The sequence below is a fragment of the Bacillus sp. PK3_68 genome, from assembly GCF_003600835.1.
Lineage (GTDB): Bacteria > Bacillota > Bacilli > Bacillales > Domibacillaceae > Pseudobacillus.
The window spans coordinates 190,001-215,203 of record NZ_NQYC01000002.1; the positions used below are offsets into that span (position 1 = coordinate 190,001).

The following is a 25,203-nucleotide window of genomic DNA, read 5'->3' on the forward strand; positions in this document are numbered from 1 at the left end:
CCGAGGGGGGCCCCTAGTCCAAACAGTGCTCTACCTCCAAGACTCTTCCCTTGAGGCTAGCCCTAAAGCTATTTCGGAGAGAACCAGCTATCTCCAGGTTCGATTGGAATTTCACCGCTACCCACACCTCATCCCCGCACTTTTCAACGTGCGTGGGTTCGGGCCTCCAGTAAGTGTTACCTTACCTTCACCCTGGACATGGGTAGATCACCTGGTTTCGGGTCTGCGACCTCATACTCATGCGCCCTATTCAGACTCGCTTTCGCTGCGGCTCCGCCTTTGCGGCTTAACCTCGCATGAAATCGCAACTCGCCGGTTCATTCTACAAAAGGCACGCCATCACCCATAAACGGGCTCTGACTACTTGTAGGCACACGGTTTCAGGTTCTCTTTCACTCCCCTTCCGGGGTGCTTTTCACCTTTCCCTCACGGTACTGGTTCACTATCGGTCACTAGGGAGTATTTAGCCTTGGGAGATGGTCCTCCCGGATTCCGACGGAATTTCACGTGTTCCGCCGTACTCAGGATCCACTCTGGAGAGAACGATGTTTCGGCTACAGGATTGTTACCTTCTCTGATGGGCCTTTCCAGACCTCTTCGCCTACACCGTTCTTTTGTAACTCCGTATAGAGTGTCCTACAACCCCAGAAGGCAAGCCTTCTGGTTTGGGCTGTTCCCGTTTCGCTCGCCGCTACTCAGGGAATCGCGTTTGCTTTCTCTTCCTCCAGGTACTTAGATGTTTCAGTTCCCCGGGTGTGCCTTCTCCTACCCTATGGATTCAGGTAGGGATACTGTTCCATTACGAACAGTGGGTTTCCCCATTCGGAAATCTCCGGATTAACGCTTACTTACAGCTCCCCGGAGCATATCGGAGTTAGTCCCGTCCTTCTTCGGCTCCTAGTGCCAAGGCATCCACCGTGCGCCCTTTCTAACTTAACCTAAAATGGCGATTACTCGGTTATTGCTTGGTTACTTTTATACGATATTATCCAGTTTTCAAAGAACAAGTGGTCTTACCTATAGAGAAGGAATTCATCCTTCAAAACTGAACAAAAAACAATGCCGTTAATTCGTTTGTGAGAACAGCGTTCTCTGTTGCTACTACGTGCGGCTAAAAGCCTGACACGGTTCACAAGTTCCTTAGAAAGGAGGTGATCCAGCCGCACCTTCCGATACGGCTACCTTGTTACGACTTCACCCCAATCATCTGCCCCACCTTAGGCGGCTGGCTCCCGTAAGGGTTACCCCACCGACTTCGGGTGTTGCAAACTCTCGTGGTGTGACGGGCGGTGTGTACAAGGCCCGGGAACGTATTCACCGCGGCATGCTGATCCGCGATTACTAGCGATTCCGGCTTCATGCAGGCGAGTTGCAGCCTGCAATCCGAACTGAGAATGGTTTTATGGGATTGGCTAAACCTTGCGGTCTTGCAGCCCTTTGTACCATCCATTGTAGCACGTGTGTAGCCCAGGTCATAAGGGGCATGATGATTTGACGTCATCCCCACCTTCCTCCGGTTTGTCACCGGCAGTCACCTTAGAGTGCCCAACTGAATGCTGGCAACTAAGATCAAGGGTTGCGCTCGTTGCGGGACTTAACCCAACATCTCACGACACGAGCTGACGACAACCATGCACCACCTGTCACCGCTGTCCCCGAAGGGAAAGGTCTGTCTCCAGACCGGTCAGCGGGATGTCAAGACCTGGTAAGGTTCTTCGCGTTGCTTCGAATTAAACCACATGCTCCACCGCTTGTGCGGGCCCCCGTCAATTCCTTTGAGTTTCAGCCTTGCGGCCGTACTCCCCAGGCGGAGTGCTTAATGCGTTAGCTGCAGCACTGAAGGGCGGAAACCCTCCAACACTTAGCACTCATCGTTTACGGCGTGGACTACCAGGGTATCTAATCCTGTTCGCTCCCCACGCTTTCGCGCCTCAGCGTCAGTTACAGACCAGAGAGCCGCCTTCGCCACTGGTGTTCCTCCACATCTCTACGCATTTCACCGCTACACGTGGAATTCCGCTCTCCTCTTCTGCACTCAAGCCTCCCAGTTTCCAATGACCCTCCACGGTTGAGCCGTGGGCTTTCACATCAGACTTAAGAAGCCGCCTGCGCGCGCTTTACGCCCAATAATTCCGGACAACGCTTGCCACCTACGTATTACCGCGGCTGCTGGCACGTAGTTAGCCGTGGCTTTCTGGTCAGGTACCGTCAAGGTACCAACAGTTACTTTGGTACTTGTTCTTCCCTGACAACAGAGCTTTACGATCCGAAAACCTTCTTCACTCACGCGGCGTTGCTCCGTCAGACTTTCGTCCATTGCGGAAGATTCCCTACTGCTGCCTCCCGTAGGAGTCTGGGCCGTGTCTCAGTCCCAGTGTGGCCGATCACCCTCTCAGGTCGGCTACGCATCGTCGCCTTGGTGAGCCGTTACCTCACCAACTAGCTAATGCGCCGCGGGTCCATCTGTAAGTGACAGCTAAAAGCCGCCTTTCCATTCCTCTTCATGCGAAGAAAAAGAATATCCGGTATTAGCCCCGGTTTCCCGGAGTTATCCCAGTCTTACAGGCAGGTTACCCACGTGTTACTCACCCGTCCGCCGCTAACTTGAACAGAGCAAGCTCCGTCAAGTCCGCTCGACTTGCATGTATTAGGCACGCCGCCAGCGTTCGTCCTGAGCCAGGATCAAACTCTCCAAAAAGATTGTTTGACTTGCTCATAATTTAAAAATAAGAATTAACTTACTGGCATGTATTTTGTTCAGTTTTCAAAGATCAATTCGTTGTCGTTATCAGCGACAGCTATACTATAATAACATTTTACAATAATAGTGTCAACAACTTTTTTTAAAATGTTTTTTTAAAAACGCCTTCTTTTAACGGCGGAAAACCAATATACCATGCTATCAATAAATAAGTCAATAAGTTTTTTAGAAAAATAGAAAGTAATTAAGTTTTACAGCAATGACAGATAGTTGCACATAGATAAAAAACAAAAAATCCTCCATTCAAAGAGGATTCATCGTTCAAATTTCACTGGTTCCATAAACTTAACGCCCGCTGTTTGTGAACCTTTATAGCGTAACAAATGGGTAAGATAAGCATCCAAGTTAAACTGCTCTCTATTAATAAAGTTAATCAACGTTAATTCCTTTGTTTCTATTACCCCTTTATATTATATGCTTTTATTTTATTGTATAGAGTGACCCGGGAGATTCCTAGTTTTTTAGCTGTCGCACTTTTGTTTCCATAAGTTTCAGCAAGAACTGCCTCTATTCTTTCCTTTTCTAAAAGGGCTTTCTCTTGAAAGAGGCTGTCACTCTCTGCTTCATTCGGCAGTTCTCTTTTTATATCCACTGGAAAAATAGGAGCAATGTCTTCTGGAGTTATGGTCGCTTCATCAGTGAAGATAATCATTCTTTCCACCACATTTTTTAGTTCTCTGATGTTGCCGGGCCATTGATAGTTCATGAACATTTGCAGAGCGCTCTTCGAAAGATTTGGTTCTTCTTTCTGATACTTTATAGCGTACTCTTGTATAAAACTTTTGACTAAGGTCGGAATGTCTTCAATGCGCTCCCGAAGTGAAGGGATTTTCAAGGTCACTACATTTAGCCGATAATATAAATCCTCGCGAAATGTTCCTTGCTTAACCATTTCCTTTAAATCACTGTTAGTGGCCGCCACAATTCGGATATCAACCTTTATCGGTTTATTTCCACCGACTCGACAAACCTCTCTTTCTTGTAATACCCTCAACAGTTTTACTTGCATGTCAAGAGGTAGCATGCCGATTTCATCTAGAAATAAAGTCCCTCCGTCTGCCATTTCCACTTTCCCTGCTTTGCCATCCTTATATGCACCTGTAAAGGATCCTTTTTCATAGCCGAAAAACTCACTTTCAAATAACGCTTCAGGAATAGCCCCACAGTTAATCGGGATGAACGGTTGATCTTTTCTTAAGCTAGCTTCATGAATGCCTTGTGAAAATAATTCTTTACCAACACCACTTTCTCCTTGAATCAAAACCGTTGCGTCAGTTTTCGCCACCTTGAGAGCCAATTCCTTCGTTTGCCTTATAGCCATGCTATTTCCTTTAATCTCAGATAAAGGACCAATTTGTCCTTGTAAATTGTACTGCTGCTTTAATTTTTGCAATTGTGTAGTCGTTAATGCTAACTTCTCATTCAACTTTACGACATTTGTAATATCTTGATCTATAGAGATAGCTCCGATTAACTTCCCTTCTCCATTAAAAATAGGAGCTGAACTAATCATTACATGTTTATCTGGACGGGGCTGATGATAGGCATTGAAAACGGGCTTTTTGGTTTCTAGTATCTCTAACACTTTTAAATCTTCTTTTTTAAAGAACTCACTAATTCTCTTATTTTTAATTTTTTTCAGCGGGATACTATAGATTAATTCGGCCTGCTTATTCCAATATTCCACTTCTCCCGATGAGTTTACTATCGTCACTGCGTCTGGGCTCATCTCAATTAGCGATCTTAAATAATGGATTGAATGTTCAAGTGGAATTTTGCTCACTATATAGCCCCCTTAGTGTAAATTTGCAAAGTAGTTATCCAACCTAATTTTACACTTTTGTAAACTTATTAAACAATTTTATTTTACTTAATAACAAAATTAATAGCAATGCGCCTACTGTACGCAATAATCAAGTTGGCACGCTAATTGCTTATATAACTATATAAACGTTTATATACATTTTTCGGGAGGTTACGAACAGATGGTAGAATTAAAAGACTTCAACTTCATTGAAACAATTGATGCCCATGCCATGGGAGAGGCCGCTAGAATCGTGGTTAGAGGTATGCCGGAAATCCAAGGCCAGACGATGATGGAAAAGAAACAGCACGTGCAAGCGGAGATGGATAACATCCGCAAGCTTCTTATGCATGAACCAAGAGGACACTTAAATATGTTTGGGGCTATTTTAACTCAACCTTGTCACCCCGAATGCGATCTTGGTGTGTTGTTTATGGACAGCGGCGGTTACCTGAATATGTGTGGTCACGGAACCATTGCTTCTATTACAGTGGCTATTAATACCGGTCTTATCGAAAAAAAGGAGAAGATTTTTCTAGACACGCCTTCTGGAGTAGTTGAATGTTATGTCACATATGAAAATTCCAAAGTGAAAGAGGTCTCTTTTATAAATGTACCTGCCTTCTTATTGGAGAAGGATATCAAAATTTTAATAAAGAATGCGGGTTGGATAACGGTAGACATCGCTTTTGGAGGAAGCTTTTTTGCGATAGTGGGTGCCGAGCAGTTCAATTTAAAATTGAATATTGAGGAGCAGGACAAAATAGCTGCCCTTGGTACAACGATTAGAGAAGCCGCCAATCAGCAACTAACGATCAAACATCCTGAGATACCGGAAATCAATACAGTTGATCTAGTCGAATTTAGTTTACAATTAGGTAAAAATCATTATAAAAATACTGTTGTTTTTGGAGATGGACAAATCGACCGGTCTCCCTGCGGAACTGGAACATGCGCGAAACTCTCTACACTAAACTTAAAGCCGGGTGAGCAAATCATTCAAGAAAGTATTATTGATTCTCAATTTAAAGGAACAGTAGTGGATTATACAAAAGTCGGAAATTATAAAGCTATCATTCCTAAAATTACTGGGTCTGCATGGATAACCGGGTTCCATAAATTTTCACTGGAAGCCACTGATCCTTACACGGAAGGATTTTTATTGAAATAACGTGACGCCATAAGAAACAAATGTGCATTTTTTGAAAACGCACAATACGATTATTTAGACAAAGAAAAGGAGAATGGCTAATGCGCCATTCTACCTTAAGAATCAAACAAAGGCACAACAACACCCAATTGAAAGCGCTATCTTTATTGAAAAATGAATGATCAACTCTAGCCCAACAAGGAAAGGAGAAAAATAATGGAAAACAAATTACCATTCTCACAAATACTTGCCATTGGTTTAATGCTTTTCGCTATGTTTTTAGGTGCAGGAAACGTTATCTTTGCTCCCATGGTCGGCCAACAGGCCGGTTCAAATACATGGATTGCAATGGGGGGATTTTTAATAACAGGAGTTGGATTAGTTCTATTGGCTATCATCGCTTTAACTCGCGGCGGCGGAACAATTGAGAAATTGGCGGAGAGAGTTCATCCAACCTTTTCCATCGTGTTTTCAGTCTTATTATTCTTAACTCTTGGACCCATCTATGTTATTCCACGAACCACATCCGTCGTATATGAAATTGCTATTAACCCGTTAACAGGTGCTGCATCGAACACAAATCTATATCTGCTTATTTTTTCAGTTCTATTCATCGCTCTAACAATCTTGCTTTCCTGGAATACAACGAAATTTGTTGATCGCCTGGGGAAAGTTATTACCCCCATTTTCGTCGTATTATTAATCATGTTAATTGGAAAATCAATAATTACGCCAATGGGAAGCATTAAACAACCTCAAACGGAATACTTAAATGACGCTTTCTTAAAAGGATTCACTCAAGGCTATTACACAATGGATGTGCTTGCAGCTTTCGTATTTGGTGGTATTTTCATTAAATCCATTAGTTCGTTAGGAATCAAATCCGAAAAAGCTGTCTCAAGCTTATTTATTAAAGCTGGTATCATCACAATTATTGGATTAATCGCTCTTCAAGTTTCCATGGCTTGGATTGGCGCCTCAAGCGTAGAATCTATTGGATTGAAAACCAATGGAGGAGAAGTCTTAGCACAAAGCGCCATTACTTTATTTGGTGAATACGGCATCTACATGATCGGAACCATCATCCTCTTAACAGGGATTACAACCAATGTAGCTTGTTTAGCAGCCGTCTCCGAATATTTCGAAAAAATCATTCCTTCCGTCTCTTATAAGAAATGGGTCATAGTCTTTTCTATATTGGGACTAGTGATTACAAACTTTGGCTTGAACACGATTTTAACTTTAGCCTCTCCAGTTTTATTATTGCTTTATCCTTTGGCTATTGCTCTGATTGGTTTAATCTTTACGAATAACCTATTCAATGGTCATCGGTCTGTTTATATTGGGACAACTATTGGAACCGGAATGGTTGCAATCTTGGATGCAATCAAAGAAGCAGGACTCGCACCAGAAACAATAAACGCCTCCTTTGGCTTCATTCCTTTATTCGAAAACGGTGCCGGCTGGATTGTTACCGGATTAATAGGGTTCTTTGTAGGATTAATCATAGCAAAATCAAGAAACGAACCTTCCACCTTGATTACTATGACTGGCCAGGAAATACACAAGGCTCAATAAAGACTTAAATTCTTCTTCAAATGTAGCGGCATAAAAATCCGGATTTGCGATGCTAAGGAATTTACAATAGTAAAAAGTCCAATTTCTTAATTTTAATAATGAGAATTGGACTTTTTATCATGAAGAATCTCTATAGAGCCAACAGGAAAGAGAACACTTTAAACTTACCAAATTATAAGCTTATATACTCGTTTCGTTTTTTCTAAAAACCATGGTTTTTGAATTAAAAATGAATGATGCTGTAGAAAAAAGGGATAGATTTCTAACTCAACAACTAACTCGATCCCTGGAAGAAAAGCGCCTGGAGATAGCAGCAACTCAAGAAGAAAAGAAGTTATGGTGGTGGAATAAATTATTTAAAAAGTAAAAAAACAAGGTGCGATTTTGTACCTTGTTTTAATTTGGTTCCATATCACCCAAACAACAGTGGTCTCACCAACATAGAAAAATAAAGCTCCCTAACGTTTTCAGGAAGCCCTTTATTTTTAATTTTTTATTAAACCTACCTTTTTTAAGTACTTTAAGCTTTGTTTAAAAATATCATCATCAAAATTAGTATTAATATCATCACTTGATAGCCAATTTACGAGGGCTCCAGTAATAAAAGCTGTTGAAAAAGATGTTCCCCTCACTTTTTCGTATCCCCCAGACATACTTGTTGTAAGTATATCTTTCCCTGGAGCAAAACATCAATTTTACCTTGAGCACTCAAAGTATCAATATTACCATCTTTATCTATTGAACCAACTGATATAACATTGGGATACCTAGCAGGATAGTCTACTTCTTGTCCCAAATTGTTACCAGACGCAGCCACAATTATGATTCCTTCCGATACTAACAGATCAATCATTTCTTGGAGCTCCGAATAATTTGTTGAAAAACCAAAACTTATATTTATAATATCAACATCATTCTTATATGCCCACAACAAAGCAGTTAATACGTCATCAATTTCCCCTTTGCCTTCAGCATTCAATACCTTGATATCATAAATTTCAACATTTGGGGAAACACCAATTATTCCATGCGAATTATGATTTGCGGTTATAATTCCGGCAATATTAGTACCGTGGCCAAAATCATCTGAAGTGGAATTAGTACTTCGAATAACATTATAACTTTTAGTGACCTTATTTTTAAGGTCACTATGATTCGAGTTAATTCCACTATCAAGAATAGCAACTTTTACTTTAGAATTCCTTATTTCTTTATCAATACCGACATAAGCTTGTCCCCAAGGAATAACCTCTTTATTTGTCTTAGAATTATCATTATGATTATTTGCTTCTTCAGGCACTTGTTTTATAGATTCAAATAGAAAAAATAAAAATAGCAGAAGTAAGATAATAACAATAAAAAATAACCTTTTAATAATTATCCTCCATTAATAACTCCTTGTATTTATTCTCTAAATACTTATGATCTTCAGGATTATTTAATAAAATAAATCCCCCTCTATCATCATAAATATTTAATATTATATTTTTATTTATATTAATAAAAAATATTTCTGGGTAGTAGGTGTTTTTATCTTTCAACCTAGGTTTTAAGCTTCTGAAGTCTTGATTACAAATCGCTTTAATCAATTGCTTATAAGACAATTGCTCTCTTTGGCACAGAAGTGAGTATTGAATAATTTGTTCTTGCTCATCTTCTAAAAATACCTTTTTACATGCTAATTTATAGATATTCGGATTTTTTACATATTTTTCGTAAATACCGGTTTTTCTCGTTAGCGGTAAGTCACTGCGAATATGTAACACTAAAAAAACACTGTCACCATTTTGAAATAGGTCTTCAAATATACTTATTGCATTTTTATAAACGCTTTTAAAGTACAATTCATTCAACTCATCCGAGTCGTCTTTAAATGGGGAAAGGTTTTTTTCCAATTGTAAGTGAACCGAAAATTTGTGTTCCATAAATGAATCTCTAATTAAATCTAAATCATTGAACTCTTCGCTTAAGTATGGTTGTAAATCCATTCATAAATCCCCTTTTGTATAAAGTAACTATTTTTTATTCTCTTAATACTTTTCCGTCCTTATCTAGAGTTGCTATACGTTTACCCGATTTGTCCATTAGTTTATAATAACTTCCACCATGAGAGTTACCTTTCCCTACATCTCTTGAAATAGACCAACCCGATTTGGGATCTTTCCATTCTTGCTTACCCTTTATTTTTGTGTGAATAATTTAATTATTACACCATTATCATCTAATAAAGAGCTTTTTATTTTTTGGCAGCCGCATATGCTGAAGATTTAAGGGCATTATTAACAAGTGTCTTACCATATTTTTTAATAGCCCATTGTACACTATAACGTACAATTTGTACGGCAATAATAATAATGGGTACTGCTGAAGCATCAGCAACTTTTGTATCAAATGAATACTTTTGACCAGTATTATTATCTACTAAAAATCCGCCAAAATCATCTCCATCAACATAGCTTAAAAACACTTCAAAATTTACTGCGATATTTTCATTGCCTTCTTGAATTTCTCCAACATATTCAATTTTCCCTGTATCCAAGTCTGTGGTTAATTCTGATTCAACTTTTAAATCCTCATTATCAATATTGACTGTAATTTCCGATACGTGACTATTAGACCTTTCAACCATTTCGATACTATCCGATAACTCTATTACTTCTTGATCGGTTAATTGTTCGAATTGTGATAAGTCGGTAATTTCATCATCTTTATTTTGCGTACTAGCCATAGCCATACTATACGATGGTCCTACAGTAGAGAAAATAAGTAAAAAACTAAGTAAATACAAAAATTTCTTTTTAAACATGAAAATCCCTCCTGTTATTGTAAAAATTTCCCAACCTCTAAAGTATCATATATATGATCGAATTAATAGATTAAATGTCCAAAAGATGAAATCAACATTGAGCAATTATACATAGGGGTTAGCCCAAGATAAGTCCAAAAAGGGAACGGAATTTGATAAGGGATTTAACGAGCGGTTATTTCAATTTGCCCAAAAGCATTTAGCGCCTTAAAGGCGATTCTGTTGCCTTTAAGGCTTTAACGAGGGGCGACCTCTTAAAAGCGCTAGAACAGCCTCATATGGAGTTTGTCAATGTCTTGGAGCGGTACCGGACCGTAGGGAGGATAAGGAGCGGAAGGGCGTTGACAAACTCACTACACCCGAACCCTCTTGGCATTGTCAAAACCTTGTTTTGACCTGCCTACCGAATTTTGAAAGCAAAAGGGGACTGACAAGGCGTGTCGGAATGGACAAGGTTTTGCAACAGCAGGGCATTGAAGGAAAAGGAACAGAGCTTATTAAGCATTGGCGTGAGCATGAAACAGCACGTATTGAGGAATTAGCGAAGGCTCATATTCCGAATTTTGAAAGAGCCAATGTCGGTTCCCATAAATACATGAAAGTCTCTCAATTCAAGGAAGCGAGGGACTCACTCCATCAATTGGAAGCAGAAGGCCTCCAAAGGCGTCAGGAGATGGAAAAGACTGTTTCTGATATAAAAGTAAATCAGCAAAAGCTGCATCAAGCAATGGCCCTGTATTATTCGCAAAGAATGAGTGTCAAAGAAATACAGGAAGCGACGGGAGTATCTGCAGCAACCTTATATAGAGGGATTAATCAAGAAAAGACTTTAACAACGACTATTCAAAGCAGAGGAGATAATAGATAAAGTCTTCAGTATTGAGCACTCAATATTAATTTAAAATAAGAAAACAGCTTAGAAAATTCGTATTCTCAATCAAGCTTCTATTTGTTGACGTATGAATGTGGCTGAAGCTTCTCTAAAGGAGTGATACAATTAAAATGAAAAAAACCGGTGAAGAACGATTTCTGCTTAGTAATACTGAGACCAATATGAGGCTTTTAGAATTTGGGCAGTGGAACCAATCGGATCTTCTAAGCAACGCACTTCGTGGAAAACTTGCGGAGTTTATTGTAGCCAGAGCTGTAAATGCAACCACTAAGATGAGAATTGAGTGGGATATGTTTGACCTTATAACACCAGACGGCATCAAAATTGAAGTAAAGTCAGCCGCCTATGTGCAGTCATGGCAGCAGGCAAAAAACTCGGCCATTAGCTTTGGGATTGCTCCTGCAAAGGAATGGCAAGCCAGCACCAATACGTATGCTACAGAAATAAAGAGAAGTGCAGATGTATATGTTTTCTGTTTGCTGAATGAACAGGACCGAAGCGTTGTAAATCCGTTGAATTTAGATCAGTGGGGATTTTTTTTCTCACAACTGAGCAGATTAATCAAGAAAAAGGAAATCAAAAGACAATTGGCTTAAACAGCCTTTTAAAAATGAAGCCGGTCAGGACAGGATTTCTTGGCCTTGCGGAAGCAGTACAAAAAGTAGTGAAAATATAAGCGGGCCTGATGTTCTGTAAATTTGACAAGCATGTATAAAATTTAGATTATAAGCATACTTTCTTTTCAATTAGCCCTCTGTACCTCACCTTACTGTAAAATACATAAAGCACTATAAAAACCGACTTCCAATTGATGGTCAATTTTGCTTGCCTTTCGCAGTTTCAGGTTCTTCCTAAGAGAATCTAATCTTATCTTTTAACACCTATCCCCGTTCGTACTTGAACGGGGGTTCTCTCATTAGGAGATTTTCAGATTCCCTTCCGTAGTTGTAACATTTTTTTATTTAACATAGGGGTATACATGACTAGAAATCCAGATCGCCCCATAGTATAGACGATGAAAGCAAACCATAGGCCATGGTTATGCCAGATAGGTGTTACAATAATTTGTATAATGACATAGACAATCATGGCATAGACCATAGAGTTTCGAACAGGAGCAATTTCAGTTGCTCCTGTAAAGACACCGTAAATGACAAGACCAAAACAAGCAGCAAACGGGTAGACGAGAAGCCAAGTTCCATACTTGGTTGAAAGTTCGATAACGCCAGGTAAATTTGTAAAAAGCCCAATAATTCGTTCTTGAAATAATCCATATATACAAGCGATGATAACAGCTGTTATCACTGACCATTGCCTTGATAGACTAAGTGTTTTTTTATATAACTCTTTGTCATTTGACCCTACTGCTTTCCCAACGAGAATACTAGAGGCGTTAGCGAACCCATCAAAGAAATAAGCCATTATGTAATGAATTTGGAATAATACAGCGTTTGCAGCTAGAAGTTCTGTACCAAACGAAGCACCTTTTGCTGTAAACATATTAATAACGACTAGTAAACAAATTGTTCGGATAAACAAATCTTTGTTAACGTTAAACATCTTTTTCATAGACTGTGTATCTATCAGTGCCTGAATGGATGGTATTTTCCACTCAAACGGTGATGCCTTCCAAATAAGAAGTAATCCTAATACGAAAGCTGTAACCTCGGCAATTAGAGTGGCCGTAGCAACCCCTTTTACGGCAAAAGAAAAGACATGGACAAAAAGAATAGCCAAAATCATATTCAACACATTCATTACCACTTGTAAGCATAAAGATTCTTTAATCTTGGCCATTCCCATTAACCAGCCAAGAATAACATAGTTCATTAACGTAAAGGGAGCTCCCCATATTCGAATTCGAAAATATTCAACTGCAAACTTGCTTACATCAGAATCAGGAGCGATCAGTGTAAGAGCTGCATATTCAATCGGCCATTGTAAGAAAATAAAACAGATACCTACAATGACAGCCAGCAAGAATGGACGAGATAAAGCAAGTACTCCTTGAGCTGGATCGCTTGCTCCATTAGCTTGTGCAGCGAAAGCAGATGTACTAACCCGTAAAAAACCAAATACCCAATACAACGTATTAAAAATAAGGGTCCCTACCGCAACGCCTCCAATATAAGCTGGATCGGGAAGCTGGCCAACAACCGCTGTGTCTACAGCACCTAATAGAGGCGTCGTCATGGTTGAAACCGTTAAGGGGATCGCCAAAGCAAGATACGCACGATGATTCATCCGGTTGTCCTCCTTCTATAAAACTCAAAACAACGGCCCCGATTATATGAATAAAATCGAGGCCTTCAACTCAATGTAAATACTTTTTAAATTAAGTATAGCTAACCCTCGTTCCAATCGAACGAAAACGTGGGTGTTCGGCTAGTATGGAACCCCTCATCTCTTTGACTACAGGATGCTCTGAGGTGAAAAAATGATTTTTTGACTCGTAAAGCTCGACTAGTTCTCCTTTTTCTAGTACACCTAAAGTGTCGCTAATCGTATAGGCAGCCTTAATATCATGTGTAATAAAGAGATAAGATAACCCGAAGTCTACTTTTAGCTCCCTTAGTAATTCTAGAATTAGAGTTTGATTCACCATATCTAGGCTGCTTACAGATTCGTCTAAGACGATCAGTTTGGGCTTGAGTGAAATGGCTCTTGCAATATTAATCCTTTGCAACTGGCCGCCACTAAATTGATGAGGATATTTGTTCAAGTCCTCTTCACTTAGCCCTACCCGTTCCAATAATTCAATAATGGTGCGTTTCATTTCGGCCACTGTTAGCTTTTCATAGTTCTCTAACGGCTCAGCAATAATACGTTCGGCGGTCATTCGGGGGTTTACCGATGAATATGAATCCTGAAAGACAGCTTGAAGATCACGGCGGATGTTTTGGCGAGTATGCTTGTCCGCAGTATAAATATCATGTCCTTGAAACAGAACTTGTCCGTACCGTGGCCGTTCCAAGCCAAGAATTACTTTTCCTAAAGTGCTTTTACCGGCTCCGCTCGTACCAAGCATTCCTAAACATGTTCCTTCCTCGATAGAAAGGTAAATACCGGAAAGGACTTTTTTAGAACGCTCTTTCCAGTTAAAAAATGTTCGGGATCCATAGCTATGAGTCACTTCATTTACTTGTAATAAACTCATTTGTCCCCCCTATAAAATGCCTATCATATGTCACGCCAAATGGATGATAGATTCATCTAAATGTAATTTTGGTCGTGCATTCAATAGTTTTTTCGTATATTCATGCTGCGGGTTATCAAATAGTTGAAACACATCTGTATTTTCTACTATTCTACCCTCCTGCATAACGGCTACTTCATCTGCCATTTCGGAAATGACCCCAAGATCATGGGATATTAATAAAATGGCTGAACCGTATTCGGAGCGAATTTGATCTAAGTGGTGCAGCACTTTCTTCTGGTTATTTACGTCAAGTGCGGTTGTTGGTTCATCCGCAATAATAACGGCTGGATGTAAACATGATGCCATAGCAATCATCACCCTTTGAAGCATACCACCACTCAATTGAAAAGGATAGTATTTTAAAAGTTTAACGGGGTCCGGTAAGTTCACATGATGCAGTGCTTTAATGGCCTTCTCTGTTGCTTGTTTTTTATTCCATTGTGTATGAGAACAAATGGTTTCAATAAATTGATGGCCGATAGTAAAAACTGGCGTAAAAGCATTCATTGGGTTTTGCATAATAAAGGCTATGTCCTTGCCGCGGATCTCACGCATGTCTTTTTCTCTTAAACCATTCAATTCGTTTCCCTGTAATACGATACTTCCTTTAACCTTTGTTGTTTTGCGATCAAGAAGCTGGAGGATGGACATACTTGTAACGGTCTTACCGCATCCACTTTCTCCTACAAGGCCAAGTACTCTTCCACGCCTTAGTTCAAAATTGATATTTTTAACGAGAGTGACAGGACCACTTTTTGTTTCTACCTGTACATGTAAATCCCTAACCTCTAACACATTCGACTGTTCTGTATTCAACATCCTCATCCCTTTTTAACATCACGTTTGACATCGTAACGCTCTGATAACGCTTCTCCTAATAAATTGAATGTCACAATAACAAGCATAATCATCGCACCTGGATAAAGCATCAATTCTGGATTCGTCCGGATATACGACTTGCCTTCATGAATCATCGCTCCCCATTCAGGTGTAGGAGGTTGTACTCCTAAACCAAGAAACGACATGGCCGAAATATCCATAATCGCCCAGCCCATTTCTAATGTACCCATGACAACAAGCGGCGGGAGCACGTTGGGGACAATATGATTTTTAATAATCTTCCATTGAGATGAGCCGCTTATTTTTGCAGCAGCGATAAAGTTTTGTTCTTTCAGACTAAGTACCATTCCTCGGAACATTCTCGCATAATAGACCCATTGCACAAGCATCAGCGCCAAGATGACTTGCGGAAGTCCGGGACCGAAAACCCCAACAAGTCCAAGTACAAGGATAAGGCTAGGAAAAGCCATAACCCCATCACAAAATCTCATCAATATGTGATCAATCCAGCCGCCTTTATAACCCGAAAAGGTTCCAATGATTAAACCAATAGCTAATGATGAAATAAAAATGAGCATGGCAAAGCCTAATGAAATGCGTGTTCCATATAAAATGCGCGATAAGTTGCACCTTCCTAAATGATCGGTTCCTAATGGAAAATTCCAGGACGGAGGCTGCAGTTTATAAGCCAAATTGACGGCAATGGGATCATTTGGTGCTATCAAGGGGCCAAATATGGCTATGATAAAAAGAATACTTAATATCACCGAACATATGGGAATCACTTTTTGACTTATGAACATCCTGCGTATGCTTGCTATCATCGGTGGTGCCCTTCTTTCCTGGATATGCGCGGATCAATATATATTTGAATTAGATCAACAATTAAGTTGCTAAATATAAATAAGATAGCTGCAATGAGCACATAGCATTGAATGACAGGCATATCACGATTAAAAATCGCTTCAATAAAATAACGGCCGAAACCAGGCCAAGAAAAAACAGTTTCAACGATAATCGTTCCTGTCAATAGCTTTCCAAGATTCATTCCCAGTCCGGTAATCATCGGTGAAATGGCAATCCTCAAGACATGCTTAGCCATAATCGTTCTCTCTTTAATGCCCCTTGTCCGTGCAAACAACACATAGGGCTCTTGTAAATTTTCTTGGATGTTAGCACGTAACAGCCTTGTGTACATCGCAATTAAGGGAAGAGCCAGCGTAATGGAAGGCAGAACAAGATGCTGCCATGTCCCAATCCCCTCAACCGGAAAAAGGTCAAGTTTGACAGAAAAGAAAAAGATTAATAGATAACCTAACCAAAAAGAGGGGATAGATGACCCAAAAAAGGAGAGTAAGCGACTAAAATGATCAATAGCACCATTTCTCTTTACTCCCGCCAAGAAGCCAAGAGGGATACTAACGAGCACTGCTATCGCTAAACTCCCAAGAGCCAACTGGATGGTCGCTGGTATTCTATATAAAACCTCGTCCCAAACGGGCTTATTTGAAATATAAGATATGCCAAAATCAAGTTGGCATATCTTCATAATAGAGTTTACATATTGAATGAGGAATGGTTGATCCAAACCAAACTCATGTCTCTTCTGGGCTAAGATTTCATCAGTGGGTTCGATATGCGCTGCTGTTAAATAGGCCTCTGCGGGATCCACCGGTGAAAGATGGATCATCCCAGTTGCAAAAAGCGTTGCTAAAAGAAAAACTGGGATAATGGACGTAATTCTTTTCAATATATAGATACCCATGAAATCCTCCTACTTTTATTGCTTGATGCTAATTCCTGTGAATGGGTTCTCATCTCGGTTAGCAGAGAAAGTGAAATTAATAACATCCTTCTGATAAATTGCTGTTTTCTTAATATATGAAACAGGAACAATGGCTCCTTGGTCTTGCAGTGATGTTAAAATAGACGAGTAAAGCTGTTGACGTTCCTTTTCGTCAGTTGTTTGAGGAACCCGTGCTATTTGTTGAAGTAACTCCTCTTTGTTCGGATAAGTTGAAATGGCTTCATTAAATCCAAATCCTTCTTTTGCAACAATGTTTACAAATGTATGCGGATCATAAGGGGCACCGTAGTTACTAAAGAAATTAATATCAAATTTATTATCTTTAAATCTTTGCACTTGATCAGCTAGTTCTACACCAACAATATTTAATTTAACACCAATGGCAGCCCATTCTGATTGCAGTGTTTCTGCCATTGCTTTTTGAATAGATTCTGCTGAATCGTACATCATCTCAATTTCAAGTGGCTGTCCATCTTTTTCACGAACATTTTTCCCTTTAGGAAGCGTCCAGCCTGCCTCATCTAATAACGCTTCTGCTTTCTTAACATCATAGTCAATTGATGTAACATCAATATCTGAAGTGTAAGGCAGGTTTGTCGGTAAAATAAAGTCTGCTGCTTCTTCTAGGCCAGAAGTGATGCCTTCAACCATTGCTTTTTTATTAAATCCATAGTGTAATGCTTGGCGAACACGTTCATCAGAAAGCTGTTCCCTGTTTGTATTCATAACAATCTGCCTTGTAGCCACTGGTTCAGAAATGCTAGTCTCATAATTTCCCGTGGATTCCAATTGTTTGAAAGCATCTAAACTGATTACACCTTCTCCGTAAATTAAGTCTAACTCACCTTTTTCAAACGCCATTACTCTCGTCTCCGCGTCAGGAATGACTTTCACTTGAATTTTCTCTACTTCTGGAAGCTCGCCCCAGTAATTTTTATTTCGTGTGAAAATCGCATATTCATCTGCTTTATGTTCTTCCAAAATCCACGGGCCTGTGCCAACTGGTTTCATAATACTTTTTGAAGTATCACCATCTTCAGGGAATCCTGCGTCTCCTAAGAAACGAACTGGTCGAACAACAGCTAATTCCTGAATCGTTGGATAATATGGTTCAGTTAGTGTCATTTTAAACGTATATTTGTCGGTTACCTCTGTGCTAGCTATTTTCGAGAGGAATCCCAACCAACTATGTAATTCCATGTGATTCAAAATCGTATCAAAATTCTTTTTTACGGTCTCTGCATTAAAGTTTGTTCCATCAGAGAACTTAACATTTTGACGAAGATGAAACGTATATACTTTACCATCATCTGAAATTTCCCATGACTCAGCTAGATGAGGTTTTAGCTCGCCTCCATCTCCATAGCTTACCAACGGTTCATACACCATTGACTGAGCAAATAATTGTGAAGGATTATAAACATGCGGATTCATTTCGCCTATATCTCTCGGCCAGGCGATTGTAAGCATGTTGTCATTATCGTCCTTTGACATTGAAACTTCTTTACTAGCATTTGTACAACCAAGTAATAGTGTTGATAAAATTAACATAATTACGGTCGTTAATAACATTTTTTACTGTTTCTTCTATTGAACACAGTGGTGTTCCTCCTATTTGATGTTGATAATCAATTTCAATTGTAAGTAGAATATACTATCTTGTCAATGTAAGATCGGAAGCTTTCTTTCTAAACGAAATGATATATTATACTATTAATCTAAAAAGTTCGTAAATCTTCCAGCTTCGTTTTGAGAAGACTTCATTTATTATTAGTGAATCTTTGCTTTTCATAGCATATGGGGTGGCTTCTATTAACAGTTGAATTACACCAAAATCCTTTTCAGCAATCAAAAATCCATGAATTGATCAATTCATGGATTTTTCATAATCCTAAAAGCACTCCTGCACTTTGTTAATTATGGGAAGATTTTTTAACGAGTTTCTTCTTATTATATGTGTTCATTCTTGTACTGCCTCTTCATACTCCCTAACAAGTTCATAAAAGGTCGTCTTTTTCAAGCCTACTCCCTGCACGGCCTTAACAGCTGTTATCTCCCCTGCTTTCCACCGATGGTATACTTCTTTAAACTCCTCTGTTACCTGAACTTTTTGCCGGCCAAAAGCGACACCATTTTTCAAAGCAACATCAATTCCTTCACGCTGTCGCTTTCGAATCCTCTCCCTCTCTTCTTCTGCGATCCAGGAAAGAATCTATAGAACAAAATCAGCAATGAATGTTCCAAGGTTATCCTTATATTGAGTGGTATCAAGCAAACGCATATCTAAAACGATGATATCCGCCTCAATGTTTTTCGTAAGATCGTTCCATTCATGAAGAATCTCTTCTTTATTTCGTCCAAAACGATCAAGTGAATGAATGTAAAGGATATCTCTTTTACGAATGATACGTTTCAATAATTGATACTGGACACGCTCAAAATCTTTTCCACTTTGTTTATCCATGAAAATGTCCCTTTGGTCAATTCCCATTTTTTCATTGCTTCAAGCTACCGACCTTCATTTTGATCTTTGCTACTTACTTTTATGTAACCAAATTTCCGAACATCCATTTTTTTACTCCCTTTGCTACTAATTCTCTCTCCTATTCTACCAAAAACGTTCGTAAATGATTTTTGTACTTAAACGAACGTGAAAAACAGCCTTTTTTGGTCAAAAAACAACCGTTCGTAAAAGTGTACTTTTACGAACGGGGTTTCTTACGAATATATTATTAAAAATATTTCTTTTTATAAAAATAAAGGTTGATTTCTGATAGAGAAATCAACCTTTACAACTTATTGAAAAATAAGGAAACATTGTTTATTCTTAATTGCCTCAACCTGATTACCATATACTTGTTCTGTATAATCAATCCATTTATAATTCTGTAGTTTTCTTTCTAGCTTTTCGTTTATTTCATCTTCAATTTCGTGCATCAATTTCATCGTTTCATCTAACGACATATTAAAGCGATTGGCTGCCTGCTGGTGCGGTAATTGCTCTTTGAGAAGAGTTAGAAATTGTTCCTTCGTATCGGATTGTTGGGCTAAACTATCTTCCATACCTTCAATAAATTGATAAAGCCTTCTTTTATTCTTTGGTAGAGAAGCCACAATATTTCTCGCGAAAATCTCCATTATTTTCTCATTCACTACAAACAACCATCTTTCCCTTAGTATTCAAAATCATTTGTATCCAACTTTTTGGCTGGCCTTTCTATCAATTTTCAATAACATTCTTAACATACATCAAACAGGAATTTGTAAGCGTTACACTTACGGTGTTTTACCAACTTGATTTTTTAACCCCAGGGATCTGCCCCTTATGTGCGAATTCGCGAAAAGCAATACGGGACATTTTAAACTTTCTTAGGTAGCCTCTAGGTCTCCCAGTAACTTGGCAACGGTTATGAAGCCTGGAAGGTGCTGAATCACGAGGAAGCTTACTTAATGCAACATAATCTCCTTTTTCTTTCAATTCTCTTCTTAAATCCGCATATTTTTCTACCATCTTTTGTCTTTTGAGCTCTTTTACAACTTTCGATTTCTTTGCCACTTATGTTTACCTCCTGAATTTTTTCAAGTAATCATCATGACGATTTAAAAAGCAGACTCTTTAAAGTAAAATAACTGGGCTAACTGTTTTTCTCAACTACCTAGATTCTAAGCAAAGAACGAATTTAGATAGTAAGTGACTGATTTATTCTTTTTCTTTCATATTATATCTTTCAAGGAAGCGATCCACTCTCCCGCCTTTATCTGCAAATTTTTGCTTGCCTGTATAAAACGGATGTGTATCAGAGCTGACCTCTACCTTAATTAGTGGATACGTATTTCCATCTTCCCAAACAATCGTTTCATTCGATTTTTTGTAGACCCCGTTAAGAATTTATAGCCACTATTCACGTCCATAAATACCACTTTTTCATAGTTTGGATGCAAGTTTGGTTTCATGCTATCACCTCAAAATAAATTTTTTCATTATTGATAATCAAAATCATTACGTTTTAAGAAAAGAACTAAACCCTACTGGCTTAACTTGATGACTATGAAGCTTATCCCATTGAGACTTTTTTATTGGTTCATCAAGCTAATTACATACACCGATTTAAAGAAATGCCTATTTCCTAAAGATATAGCTTATTTTGTTTCACGATGTAGTGTATGTCTTTTTAAGCGAGGACTATACTTTTTCAATTCCAGACGCTCTGGATTTGTACGCTTATTTTTGGTCGTGATATAATTTTTATCTCCCGTTTCCGTACATGCTAATGTAATGTTTACTCTCATTATCATATCCTCCTCTATTAATTAAACTTCTATAAACAGTGAAACAGGGGCTTTGAATGAGGACCAGTCTTTTTTCAGTTCTTCCTTTCTATTGGAGATTAAAATCCCTTGGAAAGAACAAAGATTCTAACTAAAAAATGATCAATAAAATGTTTATAAACTGCTAACAATCCGTTCCGCTGCTTGGCGAGCTCCGGAAATATTACGAGCAATCGGTCCCATTTCAAGTTCGGCTAAAGCTCCCGTTACATATAGATTGGGTCCCCATTGCAATGATTTTGACAAAATGGGATAGCCACACTCTGCACATTGTAAACGATGGTTGTGAATCATTGGCGTTAACCATTCTCTTCCTGGTAAAGTTGGCTTGAAACCGGTCGCTAATAAAACGGTGCCCGTCTGATGAATCATATGGTTTTGTTCATCATACAACATGATCTGACCGTTGCTTATCATAGCCTGTTTAACCTGCCCATCCGCTATATGCAGGCTGCCTTGACGAACACAACGTAATAGCTTTACATACAAGTCACGTGGAGTAGAGCCTTTATGGCGTGCGGTCATGATTTGTTGCCGGCGTTTCTTGTAGCTTGATAATTGATGGAAAGGTCGCTGATTTTTGGGTCCCAACCAACCAGGATCACTGTCAAAATCATAAAGGCGAAACGGATGTCGTTTTAATAACGTTACATCCTTTGGAAACAAAGTACTTAATTTTATAGCTAGGTGAACAGATGTGATGCCTCCGCCGATAATTGTAAGGGGATATTCCAATTGCTCAAAGTTTGGCAAATCAGAATCAAAAATATGGTACACGGAAGAACCCGGTGCTTGTTTTAACCTTTCTGCCCACTCGGGCCAAGACGGCTGTTCACCAATCCCTATAGCTAATACTAAATTCTTCCCTCTTAGTTCTCGGCCGTTATGTAGTTCAACGCTCCAGCCGTTTCCCATTCGTTTAACATCCCGCACTCGTCCTTGGATCCAAGCTTTATGGATCAACAACTCGTCAATGATATGTTTACAATGCTCATTGAATACTTGCAGAGAGGGACGTTTATATATTCCGTAAAAAGCAGTATTCCAATCATAAGATTCACTTTTTACAAACGCTTGCAGACTAAATGGTTCAACATCTAAATGATGAACAAACGGAGAGCGCAAATAAGGCATTGAGATAAGATTTGTGCAACGTTTCCAGTTTTTGAGCGGTTCAGAATGCGGATCGATAATCGCAAGATTATCAATCGATGTTTTTTCTCGGTTAAGTAAAAAGGTTGCCATTGTAATACCCTGAATCCCTCCACCAACAATCATCCATTCATACATAGATATGCTCTCCTTCTGCGCTTAAATCGTAATCTTTTCGATTTAGATGATTATAATTGATAATTTATCACCTTTTTTGAAAAAGAACAAGTAGAATCATTATTATTTATCAATAAATCGTAATGATTCTGTTTTATAAACTGGATATTAGCAGCTTAGAAAAAGTTTGACAATTATGAAGCTTTTATCTTAACTAATATCTCCTTTAGGTAAACTCTGAAAGTTAATAACTGTCTATTGTAAGGAATTGTAACTCAGCTCTAATGCATTTCTTCTGTCTCACTACTGTTTCTTAGTACGCCTATAAGTTTGGATAGAACAACAACCTTCATTCCATGGTTTTCTTTCTCCTTATATAACTGAAATAAATAGCTCTTGCTATACCTTTCTCATGCCGTTAAGTGTTTCTTGATCATAATAAATGATCGCTAAAAACTTCCTTTAGTGGAATCGGTGTTTCTTTACTTGACGTTCATGAAGTGTATATGTATAATTCTAAATCGTAATCATTACGATTTTTGAAAGGGGAATATAAGTGAAAGTTTCATTCACAAAGAGGTTAAGTATATTCATTATTAGTTTGCTGCTGGCAGGGTGTCAAACTGCAGATTCATCCGAAGGCAAATCTGTTGATAATGCCTCATTAGTTGCAGAAGGCTCTTCCCAAACGCAGAAGAAAACATCTGAGGATCCTTCACATGAAAGTGAACACGATCATACTCATGTGCATAATGAAAAAGCAGAACGAATTTATGATGGATACTTTGAAGACAGCCAAGTGAAGGATCGTCCACTCTCCGATTGGGAAGGAGACTGGCAATCTGTATATCCATATCTACAAAATGGTTCGTTTGACGAGGTATTCGCTCATAAAGCGGAACATGAGGGTGACATGACAGCTGAAGAATATAAGGAGTATTACAATGAAGGATACCAAACGGATGTTGAACGTATTGTGATTCAAGAAGATACTGTAACATTTTTCAAAAACAAAAAAGAATACTCTGGTAAGTATATTTATGATGGATACGAAATTCTAACATACGAGGCGGGAAATAGAGGAGTAAGATACATATTTAAATTAGATCAAGAAGCGAAAGAACTGCCGCGTTATATCCAATTTAGTGATCATAGTATCTATCCAAATAAAGCTAGTCACTACCATCTGTATTGGGGCGACGACCGTGAGGCTTTATTGGATGAAGTAACAAACTGGCCTACCTACTATCCTTCGGAAATGGATGGGCATGAGATTGCCCATGAGATGATGGCACATTAAATTAGAGTATAACTATTACTTAGACAAGTGTGTGTACTGTGAGGATTACCGATCATGCATCTTCAGTAAAAGAAAGTTAGACAACTTCTAACTTTCTTTTACTGTCAATTTGGACACAAGAGAAAACACCTCTCATTGTTTATCAAACGGCTAACAGTTAAAGTGCACATTAGTAGTACTCCTATTCATATTCTCAACGAACTGTTCATCAAGCGTATCACAAGCAAGTTAAGAATTGATCGTCAGTGACAAGATGTTAAGTTAACAGTTAATTTTTATCGTTCATTTATCGACATATTTCGATATGGCAAAATACCTGGATGGGCAAATTTTACGAAAGTAAGAGACGCAAAGCCACGGACCTAATGTAGCTTTGGAATAAAGTTTAATTGAAATAATGTTATTAACCTTGATAAATGAACAAAAGAAAAGAGCATGTTTTGAAAAAAGATTAATCAAAACATGCTCTCCTTGTGTTAAATTGAATGATTCTTTTATAAAAAAGTTTGATCATTTTTTGTTCTTTCTTCAACAAAAGCACCCTATAGTTTAAGTGTATTTCTTCACAAACTTATCCCCATTTACAGTTCTTTTATTAAAGAATTACTGCCCCGTTTGTAACATTACATAAAAAAGCTACCAAATAGCAGTTAAGATTACATATTAATAAATGGTTGGAACCATTCCTCCATCCATACGGATTGGAGATCCCTTAAATGCAGACGCATATGGACTACATAAGAATGTAGCTAGTCTCCCTATTTCCAGCGGCTTAATAAATCGCTGTATTTCAGATTGAGGTAGATTATTAATCATAAATTGCCTTTCTTTTTCTGAAAAAGGCATGTTATCATTATTGTAAATACCCTCAATAATTTGTTGTACATTTTCAGAAAGCGTTGGTCCAGGCATAATCGTATTGATTGTAACTTCGGTTCCTTTTGTTAATTTAGATAAGCTTTTTGACAATGATAAAAGCATGGATTTTGTCATACAATACTGAGGCATCTGTCCAGAAGGCATTACTGCTTCTTCACTTGCAATAAAGATAATGCGGCCATCGTTATTTCCCAACATTTTAGTTAAATAATATTTGGATAGTCCATTTGCAGCTAATACGTTAGTACGGAAGTATTTTTCCCATATTTCATCGGTAACATCTTCATATTGCATAATTTCATATATTCCCATGTTGTTAACTAAAATATCAACATTGGGGAATTTTTTTAATAACGCTTCTCTTTGTTGTGCATCAACAATATTAGCTGTAGCATTTTTAGGAGAAGTAGCTGGGAAAGCTGTTTTAATTTCCTTTACAGTTCGTTCTACCTCTTCATAATTACGTCCATTTATAAGAACGTTAACTCCTTCTTTGGCCAGTTCTATGGCAATTGCTTTACCTATTCCTTTTGAGGAGCCTGTAACTAAGGCTGTTTTATTGTTTAATCCCATTTCCATCATATACTCC

The 25,203-nt window shown here is 38.6% G+C and carries 19 protein-coding genes, 2 rRNA genes and 3 pseudogenes (1 of these 24 running past the window's edge); 5 read left to right on the top strand and 19 right to left on the bottom strand.

All coding sequences use genetic code 11. From position 1 onward, the window contains the following. The 3 genes from CJ483_RS23265 to CJ483_RS23275 all read right to left on the bottom strand — a co-directional run. Positions 1-939: ribosomal RNA gene (locus CJ483_RS23265) — 23S ribosomal RNA — on the bottom strand (it extends 1,992 nt beyond the left edge of the window). Between the two features lie 205 nt (positions 940-1,144). Next, positions 1,145-2,698: ribosomal RNA gene (locus tag CJ483_RS23270) — 16S ribosomal RNA — on the bottom strand. Together the 16S and 23S rRNA genes form the textbook arrangement of a ribosomal RNA operon. 460 nt (positions 2,699-3,158) lie before the next feature. Further along, positions 3,159-4,544 carry a sigma-54 interaction domain-containing protein gene (locus CJ483_RS23275; protein WP_342754664.1) on the bottom strand — a complete coding sequence of 462 codons (1,386 nt, stop codon included), beginning with the start codon at positions 4,542-4,544 and terminating at the stop codon, positions 3,159-3,161. A gap of 202 nt (positions 4,545-4,746) precedes the next feature. On the opposite strand from CJ483_RS23275, the gene CJ483_RS23280 reads away from it, so the two are divergent. Both CJ483_RS23280 and brnQ read left to right on the top strand, forming a co-directional pair. Beyond that, positions 4,747-5,736, top strand: a complete 990-nt coding sequence (locus tag CJ483_RS23280) for a proline racemase family protein (protein WP_120038518.1) — start codon at positions 4,747-4,749, stop codon at positions 5,734-5,736. Between the two features lie 195 nt (positions 5,737-5,931). Next, the gene (gene brnQ / locus CJ483_RS23285; RefSeq protein ID WP_120038521.1) at positions 5,932-7,293 is read left to right on the top strand and encodes a branched-chain amino acid transport system II carrier protein; all 1,362 of its coding nucleotides are present in this window, start codon (positions 5,932-5,934) and stop codon (positions 7,291-7,293) included. A gap of 628 nt (positions 7,294-7,921) precedes the next feature. On the opposite strand, the gene CJ483_RS23295 is transcribed toward brnQ, so the two are convergent. The 3 genes from CJ483_RS23295 to CJ483_RS23310 form a co-directional block, all read right to left on the bottom strand. Further along, positions 7,922-8,593, bottom strand: coding sequence for a S8 family peptidase (locus CJ483_RS23295; protein WP_182917196.1), 672 nt, complete (start codon positions 8,591-8,593; stop codon positions 7,922-7,924). 70 nt (positions 8,594-8,663) lie between these two features. Further along, positions 8,664-9,281 carry a DUF3885 domain-containing protein gene (locus CJ483_RS23300; protein WP_120038524.1) on the bottom strand — a complete coding sequence of 206 codons (618 nt, stop codon included), beginning with the start codon at positions 9,279-9,281 and terminating at the stop codon, positions 8,664-8,666. Positions 9,282-9,529: 248 nt separating this feature from the next. Continuing rightward, on the bottom strand, positions 9,530-10,099 hold the full coding sequence (locus tag CJ483_RS23310) for an SAR2788 family putative toxin (protein WP_120038526.1): 570 nt from the start codon (positions 10,097-10,099) through the stop codon (positions 9,530-9,532). A 400-nt stretch (positions 10,100-10,499) separates the two neighbouring features. On the opposite strand from CJ483_RS23310, the pseudogene CJ483_RS23315 reads away from it, so the two are divergent. Both CJ483_RS23315 and CJ483_RS23320 read left to right on the top strand, forming a co-directional pair. Further along, positions 10,500-10,719, top strand: a pseudogene (locus tag CJ483_RS23315) (plasmid recombination protein); the annotation flags it as partial. A 382-nt stretch (positions 10,720-11,101) separates the two neighbouring features. Continuing rightward, the gene (locus tag CJ483_RS23320; protein WP_120038528.1) at positions 11,102-11,587 is read left to right on the top strand and encodes a hypothetical protein; all 486 of its coding nucleotides are present in this window, start codon (positions 11,102-11,104) and stop codon (positions 11,585-11,587) included. 331 nt (positions 11,588-11,918) lie between these two features. On the opposite strand, the gene CJ483_RS23325 is transcribed toward CJ483_RS23320, so the two are convergent. The 12 genes and pseudogenes from CJ483_RS23325 to CJ483_RS23380 form a co-directional block, all read right to left on the bottom strand. Beyond that, on the bottom strand, positions 11,919-13,235 hold the full coding sequence (locus CJ483_RS23325) for an MATE family efflux transporter (protein WP_120038530.1): 1,317 nt from the start codon (positions 13,233-13,235) through the stop codon (positions 11,919-11,921). Between the two features lie 91 nt (positions 13,236-13,326). After that, on the bottom strand, positions 13,327-14,148 hold the full coding sequence (nikE, locus tag CJ483_RS23330; RefSeq protein WP_120038532.1) for a nickel import ATP-binding protein NikE: 822 nt from the start codon (positions 14,146-14,148) through the stop codon (positions 13,327-13,329). Between the two features lie 30 nt (positions 14,149-14,178). Continuing rightward, positions 14,179-15,006: a nickel import ATP-binding protein NikD gene (gene nikD / locus CJ483_RS23335; RefSeq protein ID WP_120038773.1), complete on the bottom strand. Its 828-nt coding sequence runs from the start codon at positions 15,004-15,006 to the stop codon at positions 14,179-14,181. Between the two features lie 5 nt (positions 15,007-15,011). Beyond that, the gene (nikC, locus tag CJ483_RS23340; protein WP_120038533.1) at positions 15,012-15,854 is read right to left on the bottom strand and encodes a nickel ABC transporter permease subunit NikC; all 843 of its coding nucleotides are present in this window, start codon (positions 15,852-15,854) and stop codon (positions 15,012-15,014) included. Then, positions 15,851-16,795 carry a nickel ABC transporter permease subunit NikB gene (gene nikB / locus CJ483_RS23345; protein ID WP_120038534.1) on the bottom strand — a complete coding sequence of 315 codons (945 nt, stop codon included), beginning with the start codon at positions 16,793-16,795 and terminating at the stop codon, positions 15,851-15,853. Before nikB ends, nikC begins: the two co-directional genes overlap by 4 nt. A 15-nt stretch (positions 16,796-16,810) precedes the next feature. Beyond that, complete coding sequence (gene nikA / locus CJ483_RS23350; RefSeq protein WP_120038535.1) at positions 16,811-18,409, bottom strand: nickel ABC transporter substrate-binding protein; 1,599 nt, start codon at positions 18,407-18,409, stop codon at positions 16,811-16,813. 388 nt (positions 18,410-18,797) lie between these two features. Continuing rightward, positions 18,798-19,408 (bottom strand): annotated as a pseudogene (locus CJ483_RS23355) (recombinase family protein). A gap of 225 nt (positions 19,409-19,633) precedes the next feature. Further along, complete coding sequence (locus tag CJ483_RS23360) at positions 19,634-19,990, bottom strand: hypothetical protein (RefSeq protein ID WP_182917197.1); 357 nt, start codon at positions 19,988-19,990, stop codon at positions 19,634-19,636. A 133-nt stretch (positions 19,991-20,123) separates the two neighbouring features. Further along, positions 20,124-20,393: a 30S ribosomal protein S14 gene (gene rpsN / locus CJ483_RS23365; protein ID WP_120038536.1), complete on the bottom strand. Its 270-nt coding sequence runs from the start codon at positions 20,391-20,393 to the stop codon at positions 20,124-20,126. Between the two features lie 144 nt (positions 20,394-20,537). Beyond that, a pseudogene (locus CJ483_RS23370) lies at positions 20,538-20,791 on the bottom strand (type B 50S ribosomal protein L31). 186 nt (positions 20,792-20,977) lie between these two features. Next, on the bottom strand, positions 20,978-21,127 hold the full coding sequence (rpmG, locus tag CJ483_RS23375; RefSeq protein WP_120038537.1) for a 50S ribosomal protein L33: 150 nt from the start codon (positions 21,125-21,127) through the stop codon (positions 20,978-20,980). Positions 21,128-21,280: 153 nt separating this feature from the next. Next, positions 21,281-22,456, bottom strand: coding sequence for an FAD/NAD(P)-binding protein (locus tag CJ483_RS23380; RefSeq protein ID WP_120038538.1), 1,176 nt, complete (start codon positions 22,454-22,456; stop codon positions 21,281-21,283). A 535-nt stretch (positions 22,457-22,991) separates the two neighbouring features. Here CJ483_RS23380 and CJ483_RS23385 point away from each other — a divergent pair. Then, positions 22,992-23,735 carry a ZinT family metal-binding protein gene (locus CJ483_RS23385; RefSeq protein ID WP_120038539.1) on the top strand — a complete coding sequence of 248 codons (744 nt, stop codon included), beginning with the start codon at positions 22,992-22,994 and terminating at the stop codon, positions 23,733-23,735. A 663-nt stretch (positions 23,736-24,398) separates the two neighbouring features. Here the strand turns inward: CJ483_RS23385 and CJ483_RS23390 are convergent. Further along, positions 24,399-25,193 (bottom strand): SDR family NAD(P)-dependent oxidoreductase, encoded by a 795-nt coding sequence (locus CJ483_RS23390; RefSeq protein ID WP_120038540.1) that lies wholly within the window; start codon positions 25,191-25,193, stop codon positions 24,399-24,401. Positions 25,194-25,203: the final 10 nt, after the last annotated feature.

What these genes read in the sequence shown, in the direction of transcription:
- CJ483_RS23380 (WP_120038538.1), bottom strand. Translation starts at nt 22,456, where the DNA reads ATGTATGAATGGATGATTGTTGGTGGAGGGATTCAGGGTATTACAATG.
- CJ483_RS23325 (WP_120038530.1), bottom strand. Translation starts at nt 13,235, where the DNA reads ATGAATCATCGTGCGTATCTTGCTTTGGCGATCCCCTTAACGGTTTCA.
- CJ483_RS23280 (WP_120038518.1), top strand. Translation starts at nt 4,747, where the DNA reads ATGGTAGAATTAAAAGACTTCAACTTCATTGAAACAATTGATGCCCAT.
- nikB (WP_120038534.1), bottom strand. Translation starts at nt 16,795, where the DNA reads ATGGGTATCTATATATTGAAAAGAATTACGTCCATTATCCCAGTTTTT.
- nikE (WP_120038532.1), bottom strand. Translation starts at nt 14,148, where the DNA reads ATGAGTTTATTACAAGTAAATGAAGTGACTCATAGCTATGGATCCCGA.
- nikC (WP_120038533.1), bottom strand. Translation starts at nt 15,854, where the DNA reads ATGATAGCAAGCATACGCAGGATGTTCATAAGTCAAAAAGTGATTCCC.
- CJ483_RS23300 (WP_120038524.1), bottom strand. Translation starts at nt 9,281, where the DNA reads ATGGATTTACAACCATACTTAAGCGAAGAGTTCAATGATTTAGATTTA.
- brnQ (WP_120038521.1), top strand. Translation starts at nt 5,932, where the DNA reads ATGGAAAACAAATTACCATTCTCACAAATACTTGCCATTGGTTTAATG.
- rpmG (WP_120038537.1), bottom strand. Translation starts at nt 21,127, where the DNA reads ATGAGAGTAAACATTACATTAGCATGTACGGAAACGGGAGATAAAAAT.
- CJ483_RS23320 (WP_120038528.1), top strand. Translation starts at nt 11,102, where the DNA reads ATGAAAAAAACCGGTGAAGAACGATTTCTGCTTAGTAATACTGAGACC.
- CJ483_RS23390 (WP_120038540.1), bottom strand. Translation starts at nt 25,193, where the DNA reads ATGGAAATGGGATTAAACAATAAAACAGCCTTAGTTACAGGCTCCTCA.
- nikA (WP_120038535.1), bottom strand. Translation starts at nt 18,409, where the DNA reads ATGTTATTAACGACCGTAATTATGTTAATTTTATCAACACTATTACTT.
- CJ483_RS23310 (WP_120038526.1), bottom strand. Translation starts at nt 10,099, where the DNA reads ATGTTTAAAAAGAAATTTTTGTATTTACTTAGTTTTTTACTTATTTTC.